Consider the following 22,867-nt stretch of genomic DNA (forward strand, 5'->3'; position numbering starts at 1 on the left):
CGCCGGTCTACTAACCTGTGCACGGCTGCCACCCATTCGTTTAGTAGCTAAAAGTGGCAGCTTCCTTAACGTGTTTGGAGTTAAGCCATGAAAAAGATCACCCCCGACCCACCCGTTTTACCCCTCGATGCTGCTGACGGTAACGACCCGTTGCTGGACCGTGCCGCCACCGACCGTGCGCTCAATTTCTACCTGCAAGGCCATAGGCCCGTTCGCGCTTCGGGCACGGCCCTGTTTGCCATCCCGTCCAGTGTCAATTCAGAAGCGGCCCTGGCCCAGGCGTCAGACTTGTTGCGCTGTGCGGGTGCCTGCGCGAATGAGGCGGGGAATGGTCTGAGCGGCCCTGCGCGCGACCTGGTGTTGTCGACCCTGCACCTGGTGGAGCTGGCCAAGGGGTATGTCGACAAGTCGCTGGACACGCTGGTAACGCACTAAAGCAGCACGCGCCTGATTGGCGACAGGCGCGTTATTTCTTTCATGTGTTTGCTCCTCCGGGATCTATGGCCACGGGTTTACAGCCCTCAAACCTGCAATAGCGGTAAGCAGCCACAACGGCTCAAGGTCAAAAAAGACCCCGGCGGGCATGGGGCAGCAAAACTTGATTCGGAGCGGGTTTTAGCTTCTTATCGATTCGCTCTGAACTTATCAGAGTCGTTATATCTAAATAGCCGTAAACATTTTTATCTACGTCATGGAGACATTCACGAATGCTTACCGCAAAACTGCTGCGTCACACCTGTGCCCTGGCGCTGTTCGGCGCACCATTGGCAGTGATGGCAGCCCCAAGCACTGACCCGCTCTTCACCGTCGGTTTACTGGGCTCCTACACCAAGTTCAAATTCGAAGGTGGTAGCAAATCCGACAAGGAGGATATGGGTCAGGCCGGTGTGTTCGCCAACTTTGGCAACAAGATGACCGCCGAATCCGGTTTCATCTACCAGATCGGTGGTGAAGCCAAATACAGCAAGAAAAACGACAACAAGCTCAAGGAAGCCCAGGCCGACCTCGACCTTGGCTGGCGCGCAGCGCTGGATGCCCGCAACTTCGTCGACGTTATCGTCGGTGGCGGTTACAGCTGGACCCGTTTCGAACCTGAAATAAACGACCTGGACACAACGTTGACCTTCAAATCGCCGTTTGCCAAGGCCGCACTGGGTTACAACCACCAGTTCGACACCTCGACCCTGCGTGTAGAAGTAGGCGCCCGTCACGCTATGGATGGTCGCGCACGGCTGAAAGTCGACGGCTTCGGCAGCGGCAACGTCGACATGAAAGACCGCACCAACCCCTACGCTGAAGTTTCGCTGCTGATGAACCAGAACGGTGATATGCCGATCAATGCAGGCGTGTACTACACCCGTACGGAGTACAAAATCGACGAAGATTCGCCGATTGCCGACAACACCAAACTCAAGCGTGACGAGTTCGGCGTGAAGGTCGGTCTGGCATTCTGATCGCTTCTGGCAGGCCCCTTCAGCTGTCGGGGCCTGCATCGGCCGCATCGCCGCGGCTGCCCCTGCCTGATTCAGGCATCACTCAATGAGCCTTTTGCTGCGGAAAATCTATTTGCTTCCTGCAAATAGAGGACGCTATGCCGTTATCGAACTTTATGCCTGGTAAGCCGTCAAATTCTGCACAGGCAGGATTCTTACTCTCCTGCATACATCTCTTGATCACTTTCGATTCAGGTGAATGACATGCGTATTACATTACCCGCCCTGGTGCTGGGCATCGTGATTTCGCAGGGAGCAATGGCTGCCGGGGATGGATCTGCCGCGGTCGGAGGCGGTGTTGGCGGCGCACTGGGCAATATTGTCGGTCAACAGCTGGGCGGCTCTTCAGGAGCGGCCATCGGTGCAGGTGTGGGCGCCGCTGCCGGTAGTGCAGTGGGTGCACCCAGAGGCAGTAAAACCGAAGCCGCCATCGGTGGCGGCGTCGGTGGCGCTGGCGGCTCGCTTATCGGCGGTCAACTGGGCGGTTCCACCGGCTCTACCATTGGTGCCGGGCTGGGTGGCGCAGTAGGTGGTGCAGTGGGCAATAACCTTGGCGACGACGGCGACAGACACAGCTCCGGCGGCAAGGGTAAGCACAAGCACAAACATAAGCACCGTTGACTTTCCAGTGTCCAATGGCCAAGAGCCCGACTTCGTGTCGGGCTTTTTTATTCGATATCTGGCGGCCCGCCTTTAGAAGTCAATGGTCGCGGACAACTCAAAGGTACGCGGCGCACCCAGGCCCAGGCTGGACAACAGCGGCGTCCCCCAATAGGCCTTGTTGGTCACGTTGTTCACACTCCCACGCAACGTCACCGGTTGGCTGGCCACCCGGGTGCTGTAGCGTGTGCCCAGGTCGTAGACCGTGTAGCCCGGTATCGACTGGGTATTATCGGCGCTGATGTATTGCTTGGACACCGAGGTGGCGTTGGCCGTCAGTGTCAGGCCTTCGATGACCGGGGTGTCCCATTCCACACCCAGCTTGCCCTGCAGCCGGGGCTGGCCAATGGCGGTCTTGCCCTCGTTGGTGCCGCCCTGGGCCTTGGTGATTTTCGGGTCGACATGGGCCACACCGCCCATCAGGCGTACGTCGTGCAGCGGCGAGCCGAAAAAGCCCCACTCGACCCCTCGGTTACGCTGCTCGCCGCCAAAGGAAAAGATATTGGTATCCGGGTCCAGGTAGCTGCTGGGGCGGGTAATTTCATACAGGCTCAGGGTGTGGGTGAAGTCACCGAGGTCTACCTTGAGGCCTACTTCCTTCTGCTTGGACTTGTAGGGGGCGAACACGTCACCGAAGTTTTTCGCCGTCATCGGTGCCGCCGCGCCCTCGCTCAGGCCTTCGATGTAGTTGGCATACACCGACACCTGGTCGGTGATCTTGACCAGCAGTGCCGCTGCCGGGGTGGTGGCGCCTTCGTCATAGCGGTTGATGCGTGCGCCGGTGGATGTGCTGAAGCTGTCGGTCAGCACTTGCTGGCGACGTACACCCAGGGTCAGTTGCACCCGGTCTTCGAGAACCGACAGTGTATCGGCCAGGCCATAGCTGGTCAGGCGGCTCTTGGTATGGGCAATGTACGGGAAGCTCTTGGCCGCAGCTGGCCCCCACTGTGGGTGGTAGATGTTGGTGACCCAGTCCGCGCCCGGCACCGAGCGGCGCCCGTAGTCCTTTTGAGTGTCGCCGTAGTGTGTGGCATTGAGGGTCCATTGATGCTTGATCGCGCCAGTGTGCAGGTTGCCCTTGAGGCCGACCTCGCCGGAGGTTTTCTCCAGGTCCATTTTCAACTGGCCCATGGAGGTCTTGAAGTCACCCGCGTCGTTGAACACCGTCGCCATCATGGTGCCGCTGTACTCGTAATGGGTTGTGCTCATGCCATACGCCGCATAAGCCATCAGGTTGTCGCTCAGGTCGAACTCACCGCGCACGATGGCCCCCCGGTCCGTGGTTTGCACATAGGCCCAGTCAGGGTTGAGCAGAGTGTCGGCCTTGGGCGGTTTGGGCACGGCCACACCGGAAGCCAGGTTGATACCGCGGTTCTGCCCGCGCACACGGTCTTCACTTTGATACAGGTCGGCAGACAGCCGCACGCGTTCACCGCGCCAGTCCAGGCCCAGGGACGTGAGCTCGGCTTTCTGCCGCTGGTGGTTGATTGCGCCGTCACCGTCACGGTACACACCGTTGAAGCGTACGCCGAATTGCTGGTCTTCACCGAAGCGCCGGCCCACATCGAGATGGCCACCGAACTGCGCATCGGACATATAGGTGCCCGTCAGCCGTGTCAGCGGTTCGTCGCCGGCCCGTTTGGGTACCAGGTTGACCGCCCCTCCGACCGAGCCTCCCGGCGGCATGCCATTGAGCAAGGCCGACGGGCCCTTGAGCACTTCGATACGCTCATACATTTCCGGTGAAATCCGGTAATACGGGGCCACCCCAAACAGCCCGCCCATCATCACGTCGCTGATATTGCTGGCGAAGCCACGGATGGAGTAGTTCTCACTGAAGGTCCCGGTCAGGCCGTTGCTAAACACCGAGGGATCAGTTGCGGCAATCACCTGGGTGATGTTCTGCGCCTGACGGTCGGCAATGTACTGCTCCGTATAGCTGATGGTACTGAACGGGGTTTCCATAAAGTCCTTGTTGCCCAGCAGCCCAACCCGGCTGCCATAGGCCACCTGCCCGCCTGCGTAACCGGGCGGCAAGTCGGCCGGGGTGGCCATATGGCCCTCAACCATCGTGGCAGGCAGCGTTGATGCGCCGGGTTCTTTCTCGTCAGGGATGGTCTCGGCATGGGCTGCCAGGCTTGTCATGGCCAGCGTCAGCAACACGGCATGTACCGCCGTGGCGGTACGGTTCAGGGCAAAAATTGCGCGCGGGGGCGCAATGCGGGTAGGAAAATGACAGTGACTCACGTGAAGACTCCGTTGGACTGGCAGGGAATGGTTTTTGTTAATCTGAATCTAAGGAATGGTTTTAATGAGAATCGTTATATGGCCAGAAAAATGCCTGGCAGCCGCCTTCAGGCGTTAGCCCTGATAGCCCTTGATCACATCGTCGATTACCAGTTTCAGGGCGGTCGGACTGGCACCTGTGACGTACCAGGCCTGGGGATCGACAACGATCACCCGGCCGTTTTTCCAGGCGTTGGTCTGGCGCAGCAACGGGTTGCCCAGGCTCTCGATAGCCATTGCCGGGCGGTGTTCCATTACCGCCGTACGGTCCACGATGTAGATGATGTCGGGGTTGGCCTGCTGGATAAATTCGCTGGATACCGGTTGCCCATGCAGCCCCGCCTCTGCCGTAGGGCTGGCGGGTTTGACACCCAGGCCGGTGAAAATAAAGCCGTAGCGCGACTGCACGCCGAAGGAGCTGAACGCGCCGTTGTTATGCAGCACCACCAGCGCTTTTTCAGGGCGCCCGCGGGTGATGCCTCTCGCCTCCTCGACTTTCGCGTCCAGTGCCCGGGCTTTTTCCTGCGCGAGCCCCTGTTTGGCGAACATCTGCCCCAGGGTCAGCAGGTGCTGCCTGATCACCTCGATATGGCGGGTCTCGCTGTCACGATAATCGACATCGAAATGAACGGTCGCGGCCATCTCGCTCAAGGCTTGATAGTGGTTGGCCTGCAGTGAGGTGATCAGGATCAGGTCCGGCCTGGCGGCATGTACCCGTTCCAGGTTGGGCTGCACAATCGACCCCAGATCCTCGACACCCGGTGCATCCCGATAGCGGGCGAGAAAGTGCGGGATGAAATCCTTGGGCATGCCCGCCACGGGGACACCCAGTTGATCGAGGAAGTCGACTTCATTCATGTCCAGTGCAACCACCCGCTGCGGTACACGTTCAATGACCGTGGTGCCCAACTGGTGTTGCACCGTAAGCGGCGCAAAAGGCGTCTGCACGGCTTGCACAGCGGTGGCGGCCCGTGGGGGCTCTGCCGGTTTGTCATTGCAGCCCTGCACTGCCACGGCCGCGCCGAGCAGCAGGGCCAACGGCCATAACCGATCTTTGTTGTGGATCATCATTTCGCGTCTCTTTCCAGGGGGTTGAAGTAGTTGCACAGGCGACCGCGCGGGCTGTGGGTGATCTCGAAGTCCAGCCCGTAGAGTTCGCCCAGCCGCGCTTCGGTGATCACCTCGTCAACGCTGCCGGCGCAATGCACCGCGCCCGCCTTCATCGCAACGAAGTGATCGCAGTAGCTGGCGGCAAAGTTGATGTCATGCACCACCAGAATCACCGTGCGCCCCTGTTCGTCGCACAAGCGGCGCAGCGCCCGCATAATCTGTACGGCGTGCTTGATATCGAGGTTGTTCAGCGGCTCATCGAGCAGCAGGCAATCGGTTTGCTGGGCGATGGTCATGGCCAGAAAGGCCATCTGCCGCTGCCCGCCGCTGAGTTCGTCGAGGTAGGCATGGCGCAGCGCTTGCAGCGACAGAAAGGCGATGGCCTCGTCGATGATCCGTTGATCTTCGCCGGTCAACACACCACGGCTGTATGGGAAGCGCCCGAAGGCAACCAGTTCCTCCACCCGAAGGCGCAGGTTGAAGTCCGGTGACTGGCGCAAAGTGGCCACGCGCCTGGCGTAATCGCCAATCGCGATACCCGCGACCCCACGCCCCTCGATGCGTACTTCACCGGCCGTGGGCTCCATCAGCCGCGCTATCATCATCAACAGCGTGGTTTTGCCCGCGCCGTTGGGGCCGATCAGCGCCGTCAGTTGCCGGGGCGGGAAACTCGCGTCGACACCGCGTAGTACGGTCTTGCTGCCATAGGTTTTATGGATGCCGTGAACAGTGATCATGGAGCTCCTCGGGTACGCACCATCAACACCAGGAAATACCCGCCGCAGACCAGGTTGACGAGAATGCCGACGGTGGTTTTGTAGTTGAAGACATGCTCGACCAGCAGTTGCGCAACGATGAAAATGCCGATGGCAATCACGCTGCCCAGCGCCAGCGTGACCCGGTGCCTGAAGGTGCGGGCCAGCGCATAGGTGATGTTCGCCACGAAGATGCCCATAAACGCCGTGGGCCCCAGCAGGCTGGTTGAGACCGCCACCAGTGCCGCAATCAGCGCCAGGTGCAGGCGCACGCTGCGCCGGTAATCGACCCCCAGGGACATGGCCTGGTCGCGCCCCAGCGCCAGCACATCGAGGGTTGCCAAGGTTCTGCTGCCCACCAGGCACACGGCGCCCACCAGCAGCCCCGCAATCAGCAACTGCTGCGGCTGGACGCGGTTGAACGAAGCCAGGCTGAAACCCTGCAAAACCGAAAACTCGCCGGGGCTGACCTTGAGCTGGACAAACTGGGTGAACGTGCCTATCACCATCGTCAGCACCAGCCCGACCAACAGCAGGAAATACACGTTGCTCTTGCCGTTGCGCAGCAGGTAACGATGGATAAGCCACGAGTAGCCAAGCAACAGCAGCACAGACACCATAAAGTTGCCGTTACTGCCCAGTAACACCGCACTGCTGGTGCCCAGCAACAGCACCAGCAAGGCTTGCAACAGCAGGTAAATGGCCTCGTAGCCCATGATTGCCGGGGTCAGTATCCGGTTGCCGGTGAGGGTCTGGAACGTGATCGACGACCAGGCGATGCACACACCGCCAATCACCATGGCCATAAGCCGGGCGATCCGCTTGGGGATTACATAATCAAAATCCATGCCCGACCCCAACAACACGAAGGTCAGCGCCAGGGCCGCTACCAGAACCCATACCCCATGCCGGGGTTGCAGACGCCTCATCGGTGCCTCCAGATGATCAGCGCCAGGAACAGCACACCGCCCACGCTGCCTGCCATCAAGCCGATGGGCACTTCAAACGGGTAAATCAGCAGCCGTCCGAGGATGTCGCACACCAGCAGCATTGACGCGCCGCCCAGGGCAACGATGGGCAGCGTACGGCCCAGGTGGTCGCCATAACGCAGCGCCACCAGGTTGGGAATGACCAGCCCGACAAAAGGAATCGCCCCTACCGTGATGACCGTGGCTGATACCGTGACCGCCACCAGCAGCAAGCCCAGGGCAACGTTTGACGAGTAGTTCAGGCCCAGGCTTGTAGCCATGCCCTTACCCATGCCCAGCACGGTGAAACGGTGGGCATACAGATAGGCCAGGGCAACAATCGGCAAGATCAGGTAGATGATCTCGTAGCTGCCCTGCACCACCCTGGAAAAGTCGCCCAGCAGCCAGCCCTGCATGCTTTGCATGATGTTGTGGTGGTAGGCGTAGAACTCGGCAATGGCGCTCAGCACGCCGCCATACATCAGGCCGATGACCGGCACCAGCACCGTGTTTTTGAATCGGATCCGGCGGATGATCACGACAAATATCAACCCCGAGGCGAAGCAAAACACCAGCGCAAACAGCATGCGCCCTGTCGTGCCGGCGCCGGGCACCGCAGCCAGCGATACCAGGATGCCGAGCCTGGCCGCATCCAGCCCGCCCGAAGTGCCTGGCTCAACGAACTTGTTGTGCACGATGTGTTGCAGGATCACCCCGCACACTGCCAGGCCAGCCCCGGTCAGCACCAGCGCCGCCAGGCGCGGCAAGCGGCTGGCCGTGAGCGTCAGCCAGGCATCGCCCGACAAGGACCACAGCTGCGACCACTCCAGTTGCCGGGCCCCCACCAGCAGTGATGTGACGCAGAGCATGGCAAATACCCCTAGCCATCGTGCCCGCATCATTGCAGCTCACTGCCGCTCGCCACCCGCCAACCCTTGGCAGCCCGACGCTGTTCAAGAAACTTCGCGTAAAGCCCCTTGGCGGCAAGCAATGCCGCGGGCGTGCCCTGCTCGACCACCCGGCCGTGATCCAGTACCACGATCCGGTCGGCCATCGACACCGTAGACAGTTGATGCGCAATGACCACCAGCGTGCGCTGCCCGCGCAACCTGGCCAGTGTCCGGGCGATCACGTGCTGATTCTCGGCATCCAGCGCCGCAGTGGCTTCATCCACCAGCAAGATGGCCGCCTCCTTGATCAGTGCGCGTGCAATTGCAATACGCTGGCGCTCACCGCCCGACAGCCGTGCACCACCCTCGCCCACCGGTGTGTCGAGGCCTTGCGGCAAGCGCCCGACAAGTTCGCCAAGCCCGGCCTGCTGCGCCGCCTCGAGGATTTCGTCAGCATTGGCGGTGGGTTTGCCGATGCGGATGTTGTCGGCAATGCTGCCCTGAAACAGGTAACAGTCCTGGAATATCTGACTGATCTGACCCGCCAACTGGCTGTCGGACATGTGCCGCACATCCACACCACCCACGAGCACGCACCCTTCGCGCGCATCGAAAAACCGTGCGATCAGCCGTACCAGCGTGGTCTTGCCCGAGCCCGAAGCACCGATCAACGCTGTCATGCTGCCCGGCTCAATACGCAGGCTGACATCATGCAGCACATCGGCCTGATCGGGCGCGTAAGCCATGCTCACTGCGCGCAACTCTATAGAGCCATCCCGTGGCGGTTGTGGCTGATCCGGCTCCGGCAAGGGCCGGGCGGCAAAGATGGCCTGCACCGCGTCAAGTTGACCGCTGGCACTGCGCAGGATCTCGGCATAACCGGCCACGTCCAGCAACGGCTCGATATAGCGGCTGCTCAACAACAGCGCAACGACTACCGCAATCACCGAAGCGTTATCCCGCGTGTCGCCCATCAGGCCGTTAAGCCACAAGGCGGCTGCGATCAACAGGGCCGCAAAGATCACCTGCACGACCCAGGTATTGAGTACCACCGAAAGCGATGACTGATAGATCAGGCGCAGCCCGGACTGGCGCTGGCGCTCGAGCGCCTGTTCCAGCAACTGCGTCCCGCCCCCTTCGCCATTGAACGCGCGCAGTACCGATTGCGCCTGGGCAAACTCGACCATGCGCTGGCTGGCATCCGCGAAGTGCCGCTGGAAAGCCCGGTCAGTACGCTGCCCCAGGCGCGCGTTCAACAGCAGCGCCCCTGCCAGTACCGCAAGCCCCAACAGCGCAATCAGCCTCAGTGGCCAATGCACGGCAAACAGTGCGGCGACGATCACCAAAGGCGTCACCGCGCCACTGATCACAGGGGTGAAAACGTGCGCTGGCAACTGCGCCACCGCCATCATGCCCTGGGTAATTACATGCCCCAGATGGCCGGTGTTCTGCGTCGTAAACCAGCCCAGGGGCAATCGCGCCACATGGTCGCCGATGCGCTGGCGCGCCCCCTGCAAAAGGGCCACGCCCACCGCGACACCGGCGCGCTCCACCCGGCGCCGGCAGGCCCAGCACACAGCCATGCCGGCAAGCGTCACCAGCAGCCACAATGCTGCACCTCGTAGATCGTTAGCGAGCAAATGCCCCAGCACCGGTACCAGGGTGGTGAGTGTCAGCCCGCTGAGCAAACCATAAAACACTGCCATCCAGACATAACGATGCAGCACGGGCGCGTCGTCGCCCAACAGTTCTAACAAGGGTTTCAGCATGACGGCACCGCCAGTTCTGCAGAGAATGAGTAGTCGCCCTGCGCCCACAGGCGGGCATAAAGGCCCTTGCGGGCAAGCAGTTCGCCGTGGCTGCCCTGCTCGTGAATCGTGCCGTTGTCGAGCACGATGATCTGGTCTGCGTGCATCACGGTGTCGAGCCGGTGCGCGATGACCAGCAAGGTGCGGCCGCCGGCAAAACGCGAGAGTGCATCCTGGATGGCCACTTCACTTTCGGCATCCGCCGCCGCCGTGGCCTCGTCGAGCACCAGCACGGGCGGATCGAGCAACACGGCACGGGCGATGCTCACCCGCTGCAACTCACCGCCGGAAAACTGCGCATCCTCACCCACCACCGAGTCATAGCCACGCGGCAGGGCAACAATGCGCGCATGGATATTGGCCGTGCGCGCAGCATCCTCAATCTGCTGGCGGGTGGCCGTTGGTCTGCCCAGGGCAATGTTGTCGTGCACACTGGCGTGGATCAGCCGTACCTCCTGCAATACAAAACCGATATGCCGGTACAGGGTTGCCGTCTCAATCTGACGCAGATCCACACCCCCCAGGGTGATACGCCCTTGCGTCGGGTCAAAAAAACGCAGCAGCAGGCGCGCCAGGGTTGACTTGCCGGCGCCGGAGCACCCCACCACAGCGGTGGTCGTGCCGGGTTTGAGAACCAGGTTGATGTCCGCCAGCCCCCGGCCGGCGCTTTCATAGCAGTAGCCAACGTGCTCAAAACCAATTTCGCTGCCCCGGGGCATCTGCTGCATGCCCGGTGCCGGTTGCTCCAGCACCGGTGTATCGAGCAGGGCCTGTACACGCCGGGCCGCACCCACTGCATTGTTGAGGTCATGGGTGATGTAGTGCAGCAACAGCAAGGGGCCACACAGGCCCGGAGTCACCAGGGCGAACGGCAGCACATCCAGCGCAGCGATCCAGCCCAGTGCCACGAACAGGGTGCCGAACGCCAGCACGCCGCCCAGCACCGCGACCGGCGCGATCATTGCGTTGGCATTGGCCATCGAACCCACCAGCGGGCGAGTGAAACCGACAAAAGCCCGGGCGAAGGCATCGACGGCCTCACGGTAACTGCCGTGTGCCTTGCCAACAGCCCCGAACGACTTCACTACCGGGATGCCATTGACGAACTCGACCACGGCATTGTCGATACGCCCCATGCCCTCGACAAACGCCTGCATGTTGCTCTCGCTGGCTTTCATGGCGCGGGTAAAAAACAGGAAGAACCCCGGGAACGGCAGGATCGAGACAATTGCCATGCGCCAGTCCATTACAAACAGGTAGACCAGCGAGAACACAATGGCGCCGACCGCTCGCCCCACGGTGGTGTAGAAATGCGCCGTCAGGCTGTGCAGGGTATTGATGTCATCCTGCATCGCCTGCTTGACCTCACCCGAGCCCCGGCTGGTGAACCAGCCCAAGGGCACGCGGCTCAGGCGCTGCACAATGGCCAGGCGCAGGTGGTGGGTAATACGGTTATCCGCCAGATGGGCCAGCAGCTCCCCGGTGGATATCAACAACATGCCCGCGCACAGACTCGCCACGCCGATACCTACTGCCCGCCACACCTCATGAGCAGTGATTGCGTTGTCACCCAGAACCAGCCCGGCGACATGCGCAATACCTGCCAGCGGTACCAGCGTCAGCATGGCGCCAACGCCCGCAAGCAGGGCGGCAATCAGCAGCCGCCCACGAATCGGGTGAAGCACCTGGCTGACAGGGTCACGCATCTTGGGTGTGGCCGCAGCCGTGTGAGGAGTTTCCATGCCAGTCAAACATCCGCAATGTCATAAGAATGGAAGGCCACTGGCATTCCGGTTAAGCGCAAACAAGGGGGGTGTATGCGCAACTGATAGTGGCTCGCAAATGAGAACCTTAATTAGTTGCATGACTATAAACTAATTTGCGAAATGCTGACAAGACAGCTACAAGACACTCCTCACCGATCAAGGAACGGCCATGAACGCCTCACAACCACCCGCGACCCGCGGGCGCCCTCGCACCATCACCCGCGAGCGCATCGTCGAAGCAGGCATCGAGATCGGCCTGCCGGGTATCACTTTTGTCGGCGTTGCTGCCGCTTTGGGGGTCAGTCATATGGCGCTGTACAAGCATGTTGCCAATCTGGAGGCGCTGAAGAATCTGATCGCCGAAGAGATCTTCACCCGCTGGCAGATACCGCGGGTCGACGCCGATCAGCGTGGTGAACTCAAGGACTACCTGACGGTGTTTGCCACCTCGGTGCGCCTGTTTGTAAAGGCCCACCCCGGCTTGACGCCCTACGTGATTCGCCGCTTGGCGGCGACCCAACCGATGCTCGCCAAGATCGACGAGCATCAGAGCCATATCGCCCAGGTCTACGCCATTACCAAGGCGCAGGCCCGCTGGCTGCTGGCAACCGTGGCCTTCCACGGAATTGCCGTAGCCGACACGGTGTATTCAGTCACCGGCCAGCCCGTTGAAGAAGCCCAGCGCCTGGCCGAAGAAATCGAGATGGAGGCCGAGCTGGACCGCGGCATGCGTGCACTGATCGTTGGCGCACTGGTGCTCATGGATGAAGAGGAATTCCAGGCAAAGCCATAGGTTTGACATCATGTAAATCAATAACTTGCATATGACTGTTCATGTAAATCATTTTGTTTGAGCCGTCATTGCCAGGGAACTACTGAGCGAAATCGAGTCCAATCAGGTTCATGTCGTTCAGGATCTAGATGATGAAAACGCAGGCACACCGATGAGCAGTAAAACCAACCACGGCTGGGCCTGGGCGTACCACAAGATTCGCGGCCTGCAATGCACACGGGTGACATCGGCCTACAGGGCCACCCTTTATGTGCTGCGTGGCGATACAGGCACCTTCCACAGCGATGCCAGTTGGCAAAAAAACCGCATCCGGCGCTAGTATGCAGCCATTACTTATGGCGCAATTTTTGACATGTCCAAGAAGCAAACCGCAGAAAACCCGGCAGCTACGGCAGCTGGCATAGAACAATCGATCCAGGCCCTCAACAAAATGGCCGAACGCCTGTGGGGTGATGGCCGCGAAGCCGAGGCCAAGGCCCTGATCGACGCGCTTGATGCTCTAAATCGGGCGCTGGACCGGATCCGGATTGGCGAAATCGGTCGGGCGGCGACGCTTCACTGATGCCGATACTGGCCAAGAGCCATTAAAGCCGGTGAAAAATCTGAGGCGTTGCGGTATAGATAGCGTTCATCCCCAGAATATGGACATTCAATGAACGCTTCCAAACTCTCGTCTGCGCTGTACTGTGCCGTGGCCATTTCACTGTTGAGCGGCTGCGCGGCCTCGGTTAAAAGCGGTGGCAGCCCCATGCTGCCGATCCAGGCAACAGCCAAGCAAAACCTGCGCGTCAACTTTGAAGGCAACAGCAAGGTTCAACAGAACGAGGACTGGCCCCTGCTGAAGCAAGAATGGAAGGAGGCCTTGCATGCCGAAGCCTCTGCAGAGGGCTACCGCCTTGCTGAGTCCCAACTGCTCAGCCTTGATGGAAAAGACGGTGTGGGCATCAAGATCAATGTAAGCAACTTCCGCTACATCACGCCGGGTGCACGGTATGGCGCAGGCATCATGGTGGGGAATGCCTGGGTCAACTCAAGTGCAGACTTCACCGATCTGAAGACCGGCCAGTTGCTGGGGACCCGGACCTACGATACGTCATCATCGGCCTGGGAAGGCGTCATGTCGGCCATGACCCAGGAGCAGGTCGAAGCCATCGCCCGGCAAATCATTGCCGATATCAAAAGCGCCAAGGCCTATTGACCTTTTGCCCCGCAAGCGGGCCCTTGTACCTCAAGGGCCAGTAGCACAGCGCTTTTTATCACCCCCGGTTTCAACACCGGCGCCACCGATATCACCCTGCAAGTGATACAGGGCGCACTTTGCGACTAGGCTGCATACGGAACAGACCTCCAATAAGAACAATCGAGTGTCGTGAGCCGCCATGAACATTCTCTACGATGAACGCGTCGACGGCGTCCTGCCGGACGTCGATAAAGCCGTATTACTGCGCACCCTGCGCACACGCTTGCCAAACCTTGAAGTCCTGCATCAGCGTGAAGAACTCAAGCCCTACGAATGCGACGGGCTTAGCGCCTATCGCACCACGCCCCTGCTGGTAGTGCTGCCACGCCAACTGGACGAGGTACAGGGCGTGTTGCGCATCTGCCATGAGTTGCGCGTGCCGGTGGTCGCACGCGGGGCCGGTACCGGCTTGTCCGCAGGGGCATTGCCCCTGGAAAAAGGCGTGCTGCTGGTAATGGCGCGCTTCAACGCTATCCTTCATATCGACCCCAACGCCCGCAGTGCACGGGTTCAGCCCGGTGTGCGCAACCTGGCCATTTCCCAGGCAGCGGCGCCGTATGACCTGTACTACGCGCCGGATCCGTCCTCGCAGATTGCCTGTTCGATCGGTGGCAACGTCGCTGAAAACGCCGGTGGCGTGCATTGCCTCAAGTACGGTTTGACCGTGCACAACCTGCTAAAGATCGAAATACTGACCGTTGACGGCGAGCACCTGACCCTGGGGGCGGATGCCCTCGACTCCCCCGGTTTCGATCTGTTGGCACTGTTTACCGGTTCCGAAGGCATGCTCGGGGTCATTACCGAGGTCACGGTCAAACTGTTGCCCAAACCGCAAACCGCCAAAGTGTTGCTGGCAGCCTTCGACTCGGTTGAAAAAGCCGGTCGCGCCGTGGCTGACATCATCGCCGCCGGCATCATACCCGCAGGGCTGGAGATGATGGACAACCTGGCCATCCGCGCCGCCGAAGATTTTATTCATGCTGGTTACCCGGTCGAGGCCCACGCCATCTTGTTGTGCGAACTCGACGGCGTCGAAGCCGATGTACATGACGATTGCGCGCGCGTGCGCCAGGTGCTTGAACGGGCTGGCGCCAGCTCCGTGCGCCAGGCCAGGGACGAAGCTGAGCGGGTGCGCTTCTGGGCCGGGCGCAAGAACGCTTTTCCCGCCGTAGGTCGCCTTGCGCCGGATTACTACTGCATGGACGGCACCATTCCGCGCCGTGAGTTGCCCGGCGTACTGCAGGCCATTGCCGGATTATCGACCCACTACAACCTGAGAGTGGCCAATGTGTTTCATGCCGGTGACGGCAATATGCACCCGCTTATTCTGTTCGATGCCAATCAGCCCGGGGAACTCGAGCGCGCCGAAGCCCTGGGCGGCCAGATCCTTGAGCTCTGCGTCAAGGTCGGTGGCAGCATTACCGGCGAACACGGCGTAGGCCGCGAGAAGATCAATCAGATGTGCGCGCAGTTCAACAGCGATGAACTGACCCTGTTTCATGCCGTCAAGGCCGCCTTCGACCCCGGCGGCTTGCTCAACCCCGGCAAGAACATCCCCACCCTGCATCGCTGCGCCGAGTTGGGCGCCATGCACGTGCATATGGGGCAACTGCCCTTCCCCGAACTGGAGCGGTTCTGATGCGCAGTGCAGACAATGTCGATACCAGCGCCCTGTTGCTGGAGCAGGTCAATCAGGCGCTGCAATACGCCACCCCGCTACGTATCCAGGGCGCCAACAGCAAAGCCTTCCTTGGCCGCAGCGTGGCCGGTGAAGTGCTCGACACCCGCGGCCATCGGGGCATTGTCAGCTATGACCCCACCGAGCTGGTGATCACCGCACGCTGCGGTACGCCTCTGATGGAGCTGGCGCAGGCGCTGGATAAAGCCGGGCAAATGCTGGCCTGCGAACCGCCCTCTTTCGGTGCCGCCACGGTCGGCGGCATGGTTGCCAGCGGCCTGTCGGGGCCGCGCCGGCCCTGGTCAGGTTCGCTCAGGGACTTTGTCCTCGGCACCCGGGTGATCACCGGGCACGGCAAGCATTTGCGTTTTGGCGGCGAAGTCATGAAAAACGTCGCTGGCTATGACCTGTCCCGTTTGATGGCCGGCAGCTACGGCGCACTGGGAGTCATCACCGAAGTGTCACTCAAGGTGCTGCCCAAGCCGCGGCAATCCCTGAGTATCAGCCTGGAACTGGACACGGCGCGAGCCCTGCTGCGCCTCGCCGAATGGGGCCGGCAACCGCTGCCGATCAGCGCTGCCTGCCACGATGGCCAGCGCCTGCACCTGCGCCTGGAGGGTGGCGAAGGCTCGGTGATGGCGGCTCACGAACGCCTGGGCGGCGAGCGCCTGGACGCTTCGTTCTGGACACGGCTCAACGAACACCAATTGAGCTTCTTCGATGAGGGCCAGCCCCTCTGGCGCCTGTCCTTGCCCAACAACACCCCGGAACTTGAGCTGCCCGGTGAGCAGTTGATCGATTGGGGCGGTGCCCAGCGCTGGCTCAAGTCGGATGCTGAGGCGAGCTTTATCCGCACGGTCGTAACCGAGGTCGGCGGCCATGCCACCTGCTACAGCCACGGTCTTGTCGACAGCCCGTTCCAGCCGTTACCGGAGGCTCTGATGCGCTACCAGCGTAGCCTCAAACAACAACTCGACCCGCAGGGTATTTTCAACCCCGGGCGCCTGTACGCGGAGCTTTGAACCATGCAGACCACGTTGAGCGAACAGGCCCGCCAATTGCCCCGTGCCGGGGAGGCTGAACGCATCCTGCGCAGTTGCGTGCACTGTGGTTTCTGTAACGCCACCTGTCCGACCTATCAGTTGCTCGGTGATGAACTGGACGGCCCGAGGGGGCGTATTTACCTGATCAAACAGGTACTGGAAGGCAATCAGGTGACGCAGAAAACCCGACAGCATCTGGACCGTTGCCTGTCTTGCCGCAATTGCGAAACCACCTGCCCCTCAGGCGTCGACTACCACAACTTGCTGGACATTGGCCGGGCAATGGTTGAGGCCCAGGTACCCAGATCGCTCGGGCAACGCTTGCTGTTTCAAGGGCTGCGCAGCGTCATACCCAATGCGGGCCGGTTCAGGTGGCTACTGCGCAGTGGTCAGATCTTGCGCCCCTGGCTGCCCGCACGCCTGCAAGACAAACTGCCAGGCCAGGTCCCCGCGCCCGGGCTGCGACCGACCACCCGCCATGCCCGGCAAGTACTGCTGCTCGAAGGCTGCGTGCAACCGAGCTTGTCACCCAACACCAACGCAGCAGCGACCCGAGTGCTGGACCGATTGGGCATCAGCGTGATTCCTGCCCGAGAAGCCGCTTGCTGCGGTGCAGTGGACTACCACCTGGACGCCCAGGCCGCAGGACTTGATCGCGCCCGGCGCAATATCGATGCCTGGTGGCCGGGGATTGAACGAGGGGCCGAAGCAATCGTGCAAACCGCCAGCGGCTGCGGTGCCTTTATCAAGGAGTACGGCCACCTGCTCGGCAACGACCCGGCCTATGCCGAAAAAGCTGCCAAGGTCAGTGCGCTGGCCAGGGATCTGGTTGAAGTGCTGCGCGACGAGCCACTGCACACCCTCGGTGTGCACAGCAATCAACGGCTGGCGTTCCACTGCCCCTGCACCTTGCAGCACGGGCAAAAACTCGGCGGCGCGGTTGAAGGCATTCTCACCCGGTTGGGGTTCAACCTGACCGCGGTGCCCGACAGCCACTTGTGCTGCGGCTCGGCAGGCACTTATTCGCTGACCCAGCCCGAACTGTCCCGGCAACTGCGCGACAACAAACTCAACGCACTGGAAAGCGCGCACCCCGAGGTTATTGTCACGGCCAATATCGGCTGCCAGGCACACCTCGACAGTGCAGGCAGAACCCCGGTGCGGCACTGGATCGAGCTGGTGGAGGCGGCGTTGCCCTAGCCTGAAATTGCCCCATAAAAATCCGCCATGTGCTGCCACATCGCAATCGGGTTGGAATACATCGGGAAGTGGCCGCAAGCCGGGATCTGCCCCAGGCGTACGCCGTGAGCCGCGATATGCGGCAGGTAGGACAGTGACGCGTTCTGGTCGCCAAACATAAACATCTTCGGGCACGGCAAGCCGAGAAACTTGCCCATCAGGTTGGCGTTATCGGACAGCTCGACCATCGATTCGAAAATCCCCCGCACCGCTTGCACACGCACCTTGTGTCTCAGGTTCGCGGCATACAGGGCACTGGCATAGGCCGGGGCATGGCGGGCACGCTCGATAAAGGCCGTAAAAAACAGCTCAGGATCATCACTCGGGCAGTCGATGATCTGACGGCTGAGAAAGCAGTCCTCGGGGGCAATATTGCCTTCGATATCGACAAAACTGAGTACCCGCTGCGGGAACTGATGGGCCAGCATCAGGGCGGTCAACCCGCCCATGGAATGGCCCACCAGATGGAAGCGTTCGATGCCGAAATGCTCGAGCACTTGCAGCGCCGTTTGCTGCAAAAAAGGGATGGAAACCCGGGCAAGATCACTGCACCCGCTGTCACCGCACCCCGGCGCATCGTAGGCCAGAAAGGCATGCCCGGCGAACTCCGCACGCAGCGCGATATCGGCATAGTCTTCCTTGCTCGAACCGAAGCCATGCAGAAAGACAATCGGTGCCAGTTCCCCTTCTCGGTGAAGAGCGGCAATAGTCAAGTGCACACCCTCTACCTCCAGCGGCACTTGGGTATGGGCAAAGGTTGCGGGTACGGGCACGGGCATGACTCCTGAAGCGTTAAGGCGGCGGACCAATGTCAGGCACATCGGCCCTGGTGTAAATGCCTAAGACCAGAAGGTTTACATAGGCCAAACCTATCAAAAACATCATGCCTTGGCGCTTAAACGAGCAATGATCGCCTCTATCAGCGGGTTCGACCGATTGGCATTCCATGCCACGGCAGTGGTCACCACGTTGAGCTTTTCGCTCAGTGCACGGAATACCACATTGGCGGGAGCCAGCTTTTTCAAGGACGCAGGCACCAGCGCAATACCTTGGCCATAGCTGACAAAGGCGATTTGCGAGGCCACGGAACGCACTTCGTGCAACACCCGCGGGGAAAAGCCGCTAGCCCGGCAGGTGGCAATCAGATTGTCGAAATACACCGGGCTGACCTTGCGCGAAAACATCACCAGAGGCTCATTGGACAGGCTGGCCAGGCTGATGCGCGTGCGCGCTGCCAGCGGGTGATCACTGGGCAGGGCCAGCATCAGGCGGTCCTCCAGCAGCGGCAGTGACTGGATTGAGTCCCCCAGACCACCGTCCAGGCGGGCAAACGCCAGATCAATATCCCCCGCCTCCAGCGCCGGCACCGCTTCGACGCTGTCAATTTCCCGCACCGAGACGGTCAAGTGCGGGTAATCCTCCTTCAACCGCTCGATCAGGCCCGGCAGTACATCAAACATGGCCGTGGAAATTGCGCCAATGGTCAACATCCCCGACTGCCCCGCCAGCGCTTCATCCACGGCCAGCTCCAGACGCTCCAACTGCTCGGCGAACTTGCGTACGGCCGGCAGAATTGCCGCCCCCACCGGCGTCAGCTTGGCACCGCGCCGCGAGCGCTCGAACAGTTTGACCTTGAGCGCTTGCTCCAGCACCTGGATCTGCTCGCTCAGCGGCGGCTGGGACATGCCTAGGCGCTTGGCGGCGCGGCCGAAATTCTGCTCTTCGGCGACGGCCAGAAAGAGCCAGAGGTGACGGATCAGACGGAAATTGATCATGGTTTTTCCATAGGTTTAACGTATCCAAAGCTTACGTGAACAGGAATATACCTATCAAACAGCCTCGCCGACACTGAGCACCTACACCACCACTGAGGCTGCGCGATGACGCTCAAAAGCACGACCGACAGGACTGTACTCCAGCGTCTGGCGGCACTGGACAGTAATACCGTGTCCGATGCGCTGGATTTTCTTGGTCTGGCAGGGGCCACTGTGGGGCTGCGGCCGCTGTGGAACTGCCCGCCGATCGTTGGCCGTGCCAGTACCGTACTGTTGGCCGCAAAGACCGACACGGTGCCCAGCGCCCACCTGATCACCCCGGTGGTCGAACACATCAACACGGATGATCGGGTGCTGGTGATCGCCGGCGGTATCGAGGGCATCTCTTGCTGGGGCGATATCCTTGCCAATGCGGCGCTCGCCAAACAGGTGCGAGGCACCATCATTGACGGTTGCAGCCGCGATATTGATGGCAGTGCGGCAATCGGTTATCCGGTTTACGGCCGTGGCGTCACCATGATCAGTGCGCGCAATCGCGTGATGCAGATAGCGGCCGCCGTGACCATCGAAGTCGCCGGGGTCAATGTCAGCGAAGACGACTATGTGATCGCCGACAACTGCGGCACGGTGTTTGTGCCCCAGGCCCATATCGCTCAGGTCGTCGATCTTGGCGAACGTATCGCCCGGCGTCAGCAAACCATGCTCGACGCAGTACGCAGCGGTCGCTCCGTAGCCGAAGTCATGCATGACAGCCAGTTTGAAGCCATCCGCACGGAGCACGTCTGATGAACCCTGAAGATCAAGCACTGGTCGCCCTGTTTGAGGGCCTGGACACGCCGGGGGTTTCCGATGCCCTGGACAAGCTCGGCCTGCCCGGTCAATGCCTGGGCGTGATGCCGCTGGGCAACTACAGCAGGGTTATTGTCGGGCCGGCATTCACGGTGCAGTACGTCCCGGCCAGCGTGCCTGCCGGGACCGTGGGCGACTTTATCGAGCAAGTTCTGCCCGGTGACGTAGTGGTGATCGACAATGCCGGGCGCACCGACTGCACCGTATGGGGCGACATCATGACCCAGTACGCCGGCAGCCGAAACATCGCTGCCACGGTTATCGACGGTGTTTGCCGTGACGTGAACAAGGCGCTGGGAGACGGTTATCCGATCTTCAGCAAGGGCCGCTTTATGCGCACCGGCAAGGACCGTGTCCAGGTGCAGTCGATCAACCAGCCCGTTTCCATTGGCACCGCCCGCGTCTGTGCCCGTGACATCGTGGTGGCCGACGCCAATGGCGTAGTGATCGTACCCCGCGCCCATGCCGCACAAGTGGCCGCCTGTGCGCGGCAGATTGAAACCGTCGAAGCGCAAATCCGTACCTTGATCAGTCAAGGCCAGACCCTTGCAAGCGCCCGCGCTGCACTGGGCTACCACAGCCTGCAGAGGAAAGCCTGATGAGCACACTCGCCCTGCCCCTGAACTACCACGAACGGGCCAGAATCCTCGGCAGTTCGACCCTGTATGAGGCATCACACCTGGCCTGTGCCGTGGACAGCGGCATCCGCCCGATCTGGGATGGCGCCTTTATCGCCGCGCCGGCGTACCCGCTGCAATGCGCTCCTGGCGATAACCTGGCCCTTGAACAAGTGCCCCGCGGCAGTGTGCTGGTAGTGGGTACCGGTAATTTTATTGCCGGTTACTGGGGCGAAGTCCTTACCGTTGCGGCACAGGCAGCCGGTGTGGTCGGCCTGGTCATCGACGGCGGGGTACGTGATATCGCGGCCTTGAAGGCGCGCCGGTTTCCGGTATTTGCCCGCGGCATCTCGGTCAGAGGCACCGTCAAGGCCAGCGCCACCTCGGTCGGTCAGGCTTTCAATTTTAACGGCGCAGAGGTGGCGCCGGGGGATCTGCTGGTGGCTGACGATGATGGTGTGATCATCATCCCCAAGGCACACGCCGCACGTACCTTCGCCGAAGGCGAATCCCGTGCCGACAAGGAAGCCCATATGATGCAGGCACTGACTGAAGGCCGCTCCACGCTCGAACTGATGAACCTGACTCACTGGAGACACCGCCCATGAGCAGCGATATCCAGCGGCTCAACCGGCACCTGGCAAGCGCCCTGCCCTCGGCCACCTATCGGATCATCGACCGTGTTGCAGAGCGCCGCGCCCAAGGCGCCACGATCATTTCACTGTGCGCTGGCGAACCGGACTTCGATACGCCCGAGCCTGTGCGCGACGCTGCAATCCGCGCCATAGGCCAGGGCCACACCCGCTACACCCAGGTCGCTGGCGCACGTTCACTGCGAGAAGCGGTGGCGGCCAAATTCCGTGGTGAAAACGGCCTGGATGTCGGCTGGCAGGACACCCTGGTCTGCAACGGTGGCAAACAGGTGATCTACAATGCCCTGGCCGCGACCCTCAATGAGGGAGATCAGGTCATCATCCCGGCGCCTTACTGGGTCAGTTATCCCGAGATGGTTCAGTTATGCGGCGCACAAAGCTGCTTCGTGACCTGCCACGCAGCGTCCGGTTTCAAGCTGACCGCAGCGGCACTGGCAGCGGCAATCACCCCGCAAACGCGCTGGCTGATCCTCAACTCGCCCTCCAACCCGACGGGGGCGGTGTACAGCCGCGACGAGCTGGCGGCACTGGCCGATGTGCTGCTGGCCCATCCTCATGTATTGATCCTGGCGGATGATATCTACGAACACCTGATCTTCGATGATCAGCTGTTCCATACCCTGGCCCAGGTTGAACCACGCCTGGCAGCGCGCACCCTGACCATGAACGGCGTGTCCAAGGCCTACGCCATGACCGGCTGGCGTATCGGTTTTGCCACAGGCCCGCGCTGGCTGTTGCAAGCCATGGAAACATTGCAAGGCCAGCAGACTTCGGGAGCCGGCTCAATCTCGCAGCAGGCCGCTCTCGCCGCTCTGGAAGGCCCCAAGGACTTTATCCACACCAGCCGTACCGCGTTCCAGAAGCGCCGCGATCTGATGGTCGACCAGCTCAACAGCATACCGGGCCTTGAATGCACCAGCCCGGCAGGCGCCTTCTACGCGTTCGCCTGCTGCGCCGGACTGATCGGCCGCACCTCGCCCGCAGGCAGGGTGCTGTCCACCGATGAAGACGTGGCCCTGGCCCTGCTCGACGAAGCCGGTGTAGCCGTGGTGCATGGCAGCGCCTTTGGCCTGGGGCCCTATATCCGAATTGCCTATGCCCTGGATGACGCCGTGTTGCGTCGGGCCTGCGAGGCGATCAGGAGGTTTTGCATGGCTGTGCGTTGACGTGCAGCAGGATTGGCCGGCCCCGGAAAACATTAAATTCAATTAAACGCATGGCTTGATTTGAAACTCACACATCAA

At 61.1% G+C, this 22,867-nt stretch carries 23 protein-coding genes; 14 read left to right on the forward strand and 9 right to left on the reverse strand.

Features of this window, described 5'->3' with window-relative positions:
• Positions 1 to 87: 87 nt before the first annotated feature.
• The 3 genes from GHN92_RS12770 (at position 88) to GHN92_RS12780 (ending at position 2,114) form a co-directional block, all read left to right on the forward strand.
• Entirely contained in the window at positions 88 to 435 is a 348-nt protein-coding gene (locus GHN92_RS12770) for a DUF6124 family protein (RefSeq protein WP_095023364.1), read from the forward strand.
• 272 nt (positions 436 to 707) lie between these two features.
• Positions 708 to 1,454 (forward strand): outer membrane beta-barrel protein, encoded by a 747-nt coding sequence (locus GHN92_RS12775; RefSeq protein ID WP_095000140.1) that lies wholly within the window; start codon positions 708 to 710, stop codon positions 1,452 to 1,454.
• A 243-nt stretch (positions 1,455 to 1,697) separates the two neighbouring features.
• Positions 1,698 to 2,114 (forward strand): hypothetical protein, encoded by a 417-nt coding sequence (locus tag GHN92_RS12780; protein WP_095000139.1) that lies wholly within the window; start codon positions 1,698 to 1,700, stop codon positions 2,112 to 2,114.
• A gap of 72 nt (positions 2,115 to 2,186) precedes the next feature.
• Here GHN92_RS12780 and GHN92_RS12785 read toward each other — a convergent pair whose 3' ends face one another.
• The 7 genes from GHN92_RS12785 to GHN92_RS12815 all read right to left on the reverse strand — a co-directional run bounded on the left by GHN92_RS12785 (position 2,187) and on the right by GHN92_RS12815 (position 11,712).
• Positions 2,187 to 4,400 (reverse strand): TonB-dependent siderophore receptor, encoded by a 2,214-nt coding sequence (locus GHN92_RS12785; protein ID WP_178102628.1) that lies wholly within the window; start codon positions 4,398 to 4,400, stop codon positions 2,187 to 2,189.
• 114 nt (positions 4,401 to 4,514) lie between these two features.
• Positions 4,515 to 5,510 carry a siderophore ABC transporter substrate-binding protein gene (locus GHN92_RS12790; RefSeq protein ID WP_138737954.1) on the reverse strand — a complete coding sequence of 332 codons (996 nt, stop codon included), beginning with the start codon at positions 5,508 to 5,510 and terminating at the stop codon, positions 4,515 to 4,517.
• On the reverse strand, positions 5,507 to 6,286 hold the full coding sequence (locus GHN92_RS12795) for an ABC transporter ATP-binding protein (protein ID WP_138737953.1): 780 nt from the start codon (positions 6,284 to 6,286) through the stop codon (positions 5,507 to 5,509). The genes GHN92_RS12790 and GHN92_RS12795 overlap by 4 nt, the downstream gene beginning before the upstream one ends.
• Positions 6,283 to 7,233, reverse strand: coding sequence for an iron chelate uptake ABC transporter family permease subunit (locus tag GHN92_RS12800; RefSeq protein WP_153380318.1), 951 nt, complete (start codon positions 7,231 to 7,233; stop codon positions 6,283 to 6,285). Before GHN92_RS12800 ends, GHN92_RS12795 begins: the two co-directional genes overlap by 4 nt.
• On the reverse strand, positions 7,230 to 8,171 hold the full coding sequence (locus tag GHN92_RS12805; protein ID WP_095026285.1) for an ABC transporter permease: 942 nt from the start codon (positions 8,169 to 8,171) through the stop codon (positions 7,230 to 7,232). Before GHN92_RS12805 ends, GHN92_RS12800 begins: the two co-directional genes overlap by 4 nt.
• Positions 8,171 to 9,931 carry an ABC transporter ATP-binding protein gene (locus GHN92_RS12810; RefSeq protein WP_153380320.1) on the reverse strand — a complete coding sequence of 587 codons (1,761 nt, stop codon included), beginning with the start codon at positions 9,929 to 9,931 and terminating at the stop codon, positions 8,171 to 8,173. The genes GHN92_RS12805 and GHN92_RS12810 overlap by 1 nt, the downstream gene beginning before the upstream one ends.
• Positions 9,925 to 11,712 carry an ABC transporter ATP-binding protein gene (locus tag GHN92_RS12815; protein ID WP_153380322.1) on the reverse strand — a complete coding sequence of 596 codons (1,788 nt, stop codon included), beginning with the start codon at positions 11,710 to 11,712 and terminating at the stop codon, positions 9,925 to 9,927. The genes GHN92_RS12810 and GHN92_RS12815 overlap by 7 nt, the downstream gene beginning before the upstream one ends.
• A 193-nt stretch (positions 11,713 to 11,905) precedes the next feature.
• Between GHN92_RS12815 and GHN92_RS12820 the strand changes: the two genes are divergently transcribed.
• From GHN92_RS12820 to glcF, 7 genes are all read left to right on the forward strand, one after another.
• A complete protein-coding gene (locus GHN92_RS12820) occupies positions 11,906 to 12,529 on the forward strand; it encodes a TetR/AcrR family transcriptional regulator (RefSeq protein ID WP_095000132.1) in 624 nt (207 codons plus the stop codon).
• Positions 12,530 to 12,680: 151 nt separating this feature from the next.
• On the forward strand, positions 12,681 to 12,848 hold the full coding sequence (locus tag GHN92_RS23865) for a hypothetical protein (protein ID WP_165446467.1): 168 nt from the start codon (positions 12,681 to 12,683) through the stop codon (positions 12,846 to 12,848).
• Positions 12,849 to 12,881: 33 nt separating this feature from the next.
• Positions 12,882 to 13,091: a hypothetical protein gene (locus GHN92_RS12825; protein WP_095000131.1), complete on the forward strand. Its 210-nt coding sequence runs from the start codon at positions 12,882 to 12,884 to the stop codon at positions 13,089 to 13,091.
• A gap of 90 nt (positions 13,092 to 13,181) precedes the next feature.
• Positions 13,182 to 13,727 (forward strand): DUF4410 domain-containing protein, encoded by a 546-nt coding sequence (locus GHN92_RS12830; RefSeq protein ID WP_095000130.1) that lies wholly within the window; start codon positions 13,182 to 13,184, stop codon positions 13,725 to 13,727.
• Positions 13,728 to 13,908: 181 nt separating this feature from the next.
• A complete protein-coding gene (gene glcD, locus GHN92_RS12835) occupies positions 13,909 to 15,408 on the forward strand; it encodes a glycolate oxidase subunit GlcD (protein ID WP_153380324.1) in 1,500 nt (499 codons plus the stop codon).
• Positions 15,408 to 16,469, forward strand: coding sequence for a glycolate oxidase subunit GlcE (gene glcE, locus GHN92_RS12840; protein ID WP_153380326.1), 1,062 nt, complete (start codon positions 15,408 to 15,410; stop codon positions 16,467 to 16,469). The genes glcD and glcE overlap by 1 nt, the downstream gene beginning before the upstream one ends.
• 3 nt (positions 16,470 to 16,472) lie before the next feature.
• A complete protein-coding gene (glcF, locus tag GHN92_RS12845) occupies positions 16,473 to 17,690 on the forward strand; it encodes a glycolate oxidase subunit GlcF (RefSeq protein ID WP_153380328.1) in 1,218 nt (405 codons plus the stop codon).
• On the opposite strand, the gene GHN92_RS12850 is transcribed toward glcF, so the two are convergent.
• Together GHN92_RS12850 and GHN92_RS12855 are read right to left on the reverse strand one after the other, a co-directional pair.
• Complete coding sequence (locus GHN92_RS12850; protein ID WP_240055604.1) at positions 17,687 to 18,502, reverse strand: alpha/beta fold hydrolase; 816 nt, start codon at positions 18,500 to 18,502, stop codon at positions 17,687 to 17,689. The genes glcF and GHN92_RS12850 overlap by 4 nt on opposite strands.
• Before the next feature lie 108 nt (positions 18,503 to 18,610).
• The gene (locus GHN92_RS12855) at positions 18,611 to 19,504 is read right to left on the reverse strand and encodes a LysR family transcriptional regulator (protein ID WP_153380330.1); all 894 of its coding nucleotides are present in this window, start codon (positions 19,502 to 19,504) and stop codon (positions 18,611 to 18,613) included.
• Between the two features lie 105 nt (positions 19,505 to 19,609).
• Between GHN92_RS12855 and GHN92_RS12860 the strand changes: the two genes are divergently transcribed.
• Genes GHN92_RS12860 through GHN92_RS12875 form a run of 4 tightly spaced genes read left to right on the forward strand, consistent with a single transcriptional unit; the run spans position 19,610 to position 22,789 of the window.
• A complete protein-coding gene (locus GHN92_RS12860) occupies positions 19,610 to 20,290 on the forward strand; it encodes an RraA family protein (RefSeq protein ID WP_153380332.1) in 681 nt (226 codons plus the stop codon).
• Positions 20,290 to 20,952 carry an RraA family protein gene (locus GHN92_RS12865; RefSeq protein ID WP_095023352.1) on the forward strand — a complete coding sequence of 221 codons (663 nt, stop codon included), beginning with the start codon at positions 20,290 to 20,292 and terminating at the stop codon, positions 20,950 to 20,952. Before GHN92_RS12860 ends, GHN92_RS12865 begins: the two co-directional genes overlap by 1 nt.
• Positions 20,952 to 21,578, forward strand: a complete 627-nt coding sequence (locus GHN92_RS12870) for an RraA family protein (protein ID WP_153380334.1) — start codon at positions 20,952 to 20,954, stop codon at positions 21,576 to 21,578. Before GHN92_RS12865 ends, GHN92_RS12870 begins: the two co-directional genes overlap by 1 nt.
• Positions 21,575 to 22,789, forward strand: coding sequence for a pyridoxal phosphate-dependent aminotransferase (locus GHN92_RS12875; RefSeq protein WP_095000121.1), 1,215 nt, complete (start codon positions 21,575 to 21,577; stop codon positions 22,787 to 22,789). The genes GHN92_RS12870 and GHN92_RS12875 overlap by 4 nt, the downstream gene beginning before the upstream one ends.
• Positions 22,790 to 22,867: the final 78 nt, after the last annotated feature.

Origin of the sequence: Pseudomonas sp. FSL R10-2964 (assembly GCF_009600035.1) — a bacterium.
Taxonomy (GTDB): domain Bacteria; phylum Pseudomonadota; class Gammaproteobacteria; order Pseudomonadales; family Pseudomonadaceae; genus Aquipseudomonas; species Aquipseudomonas bubulae.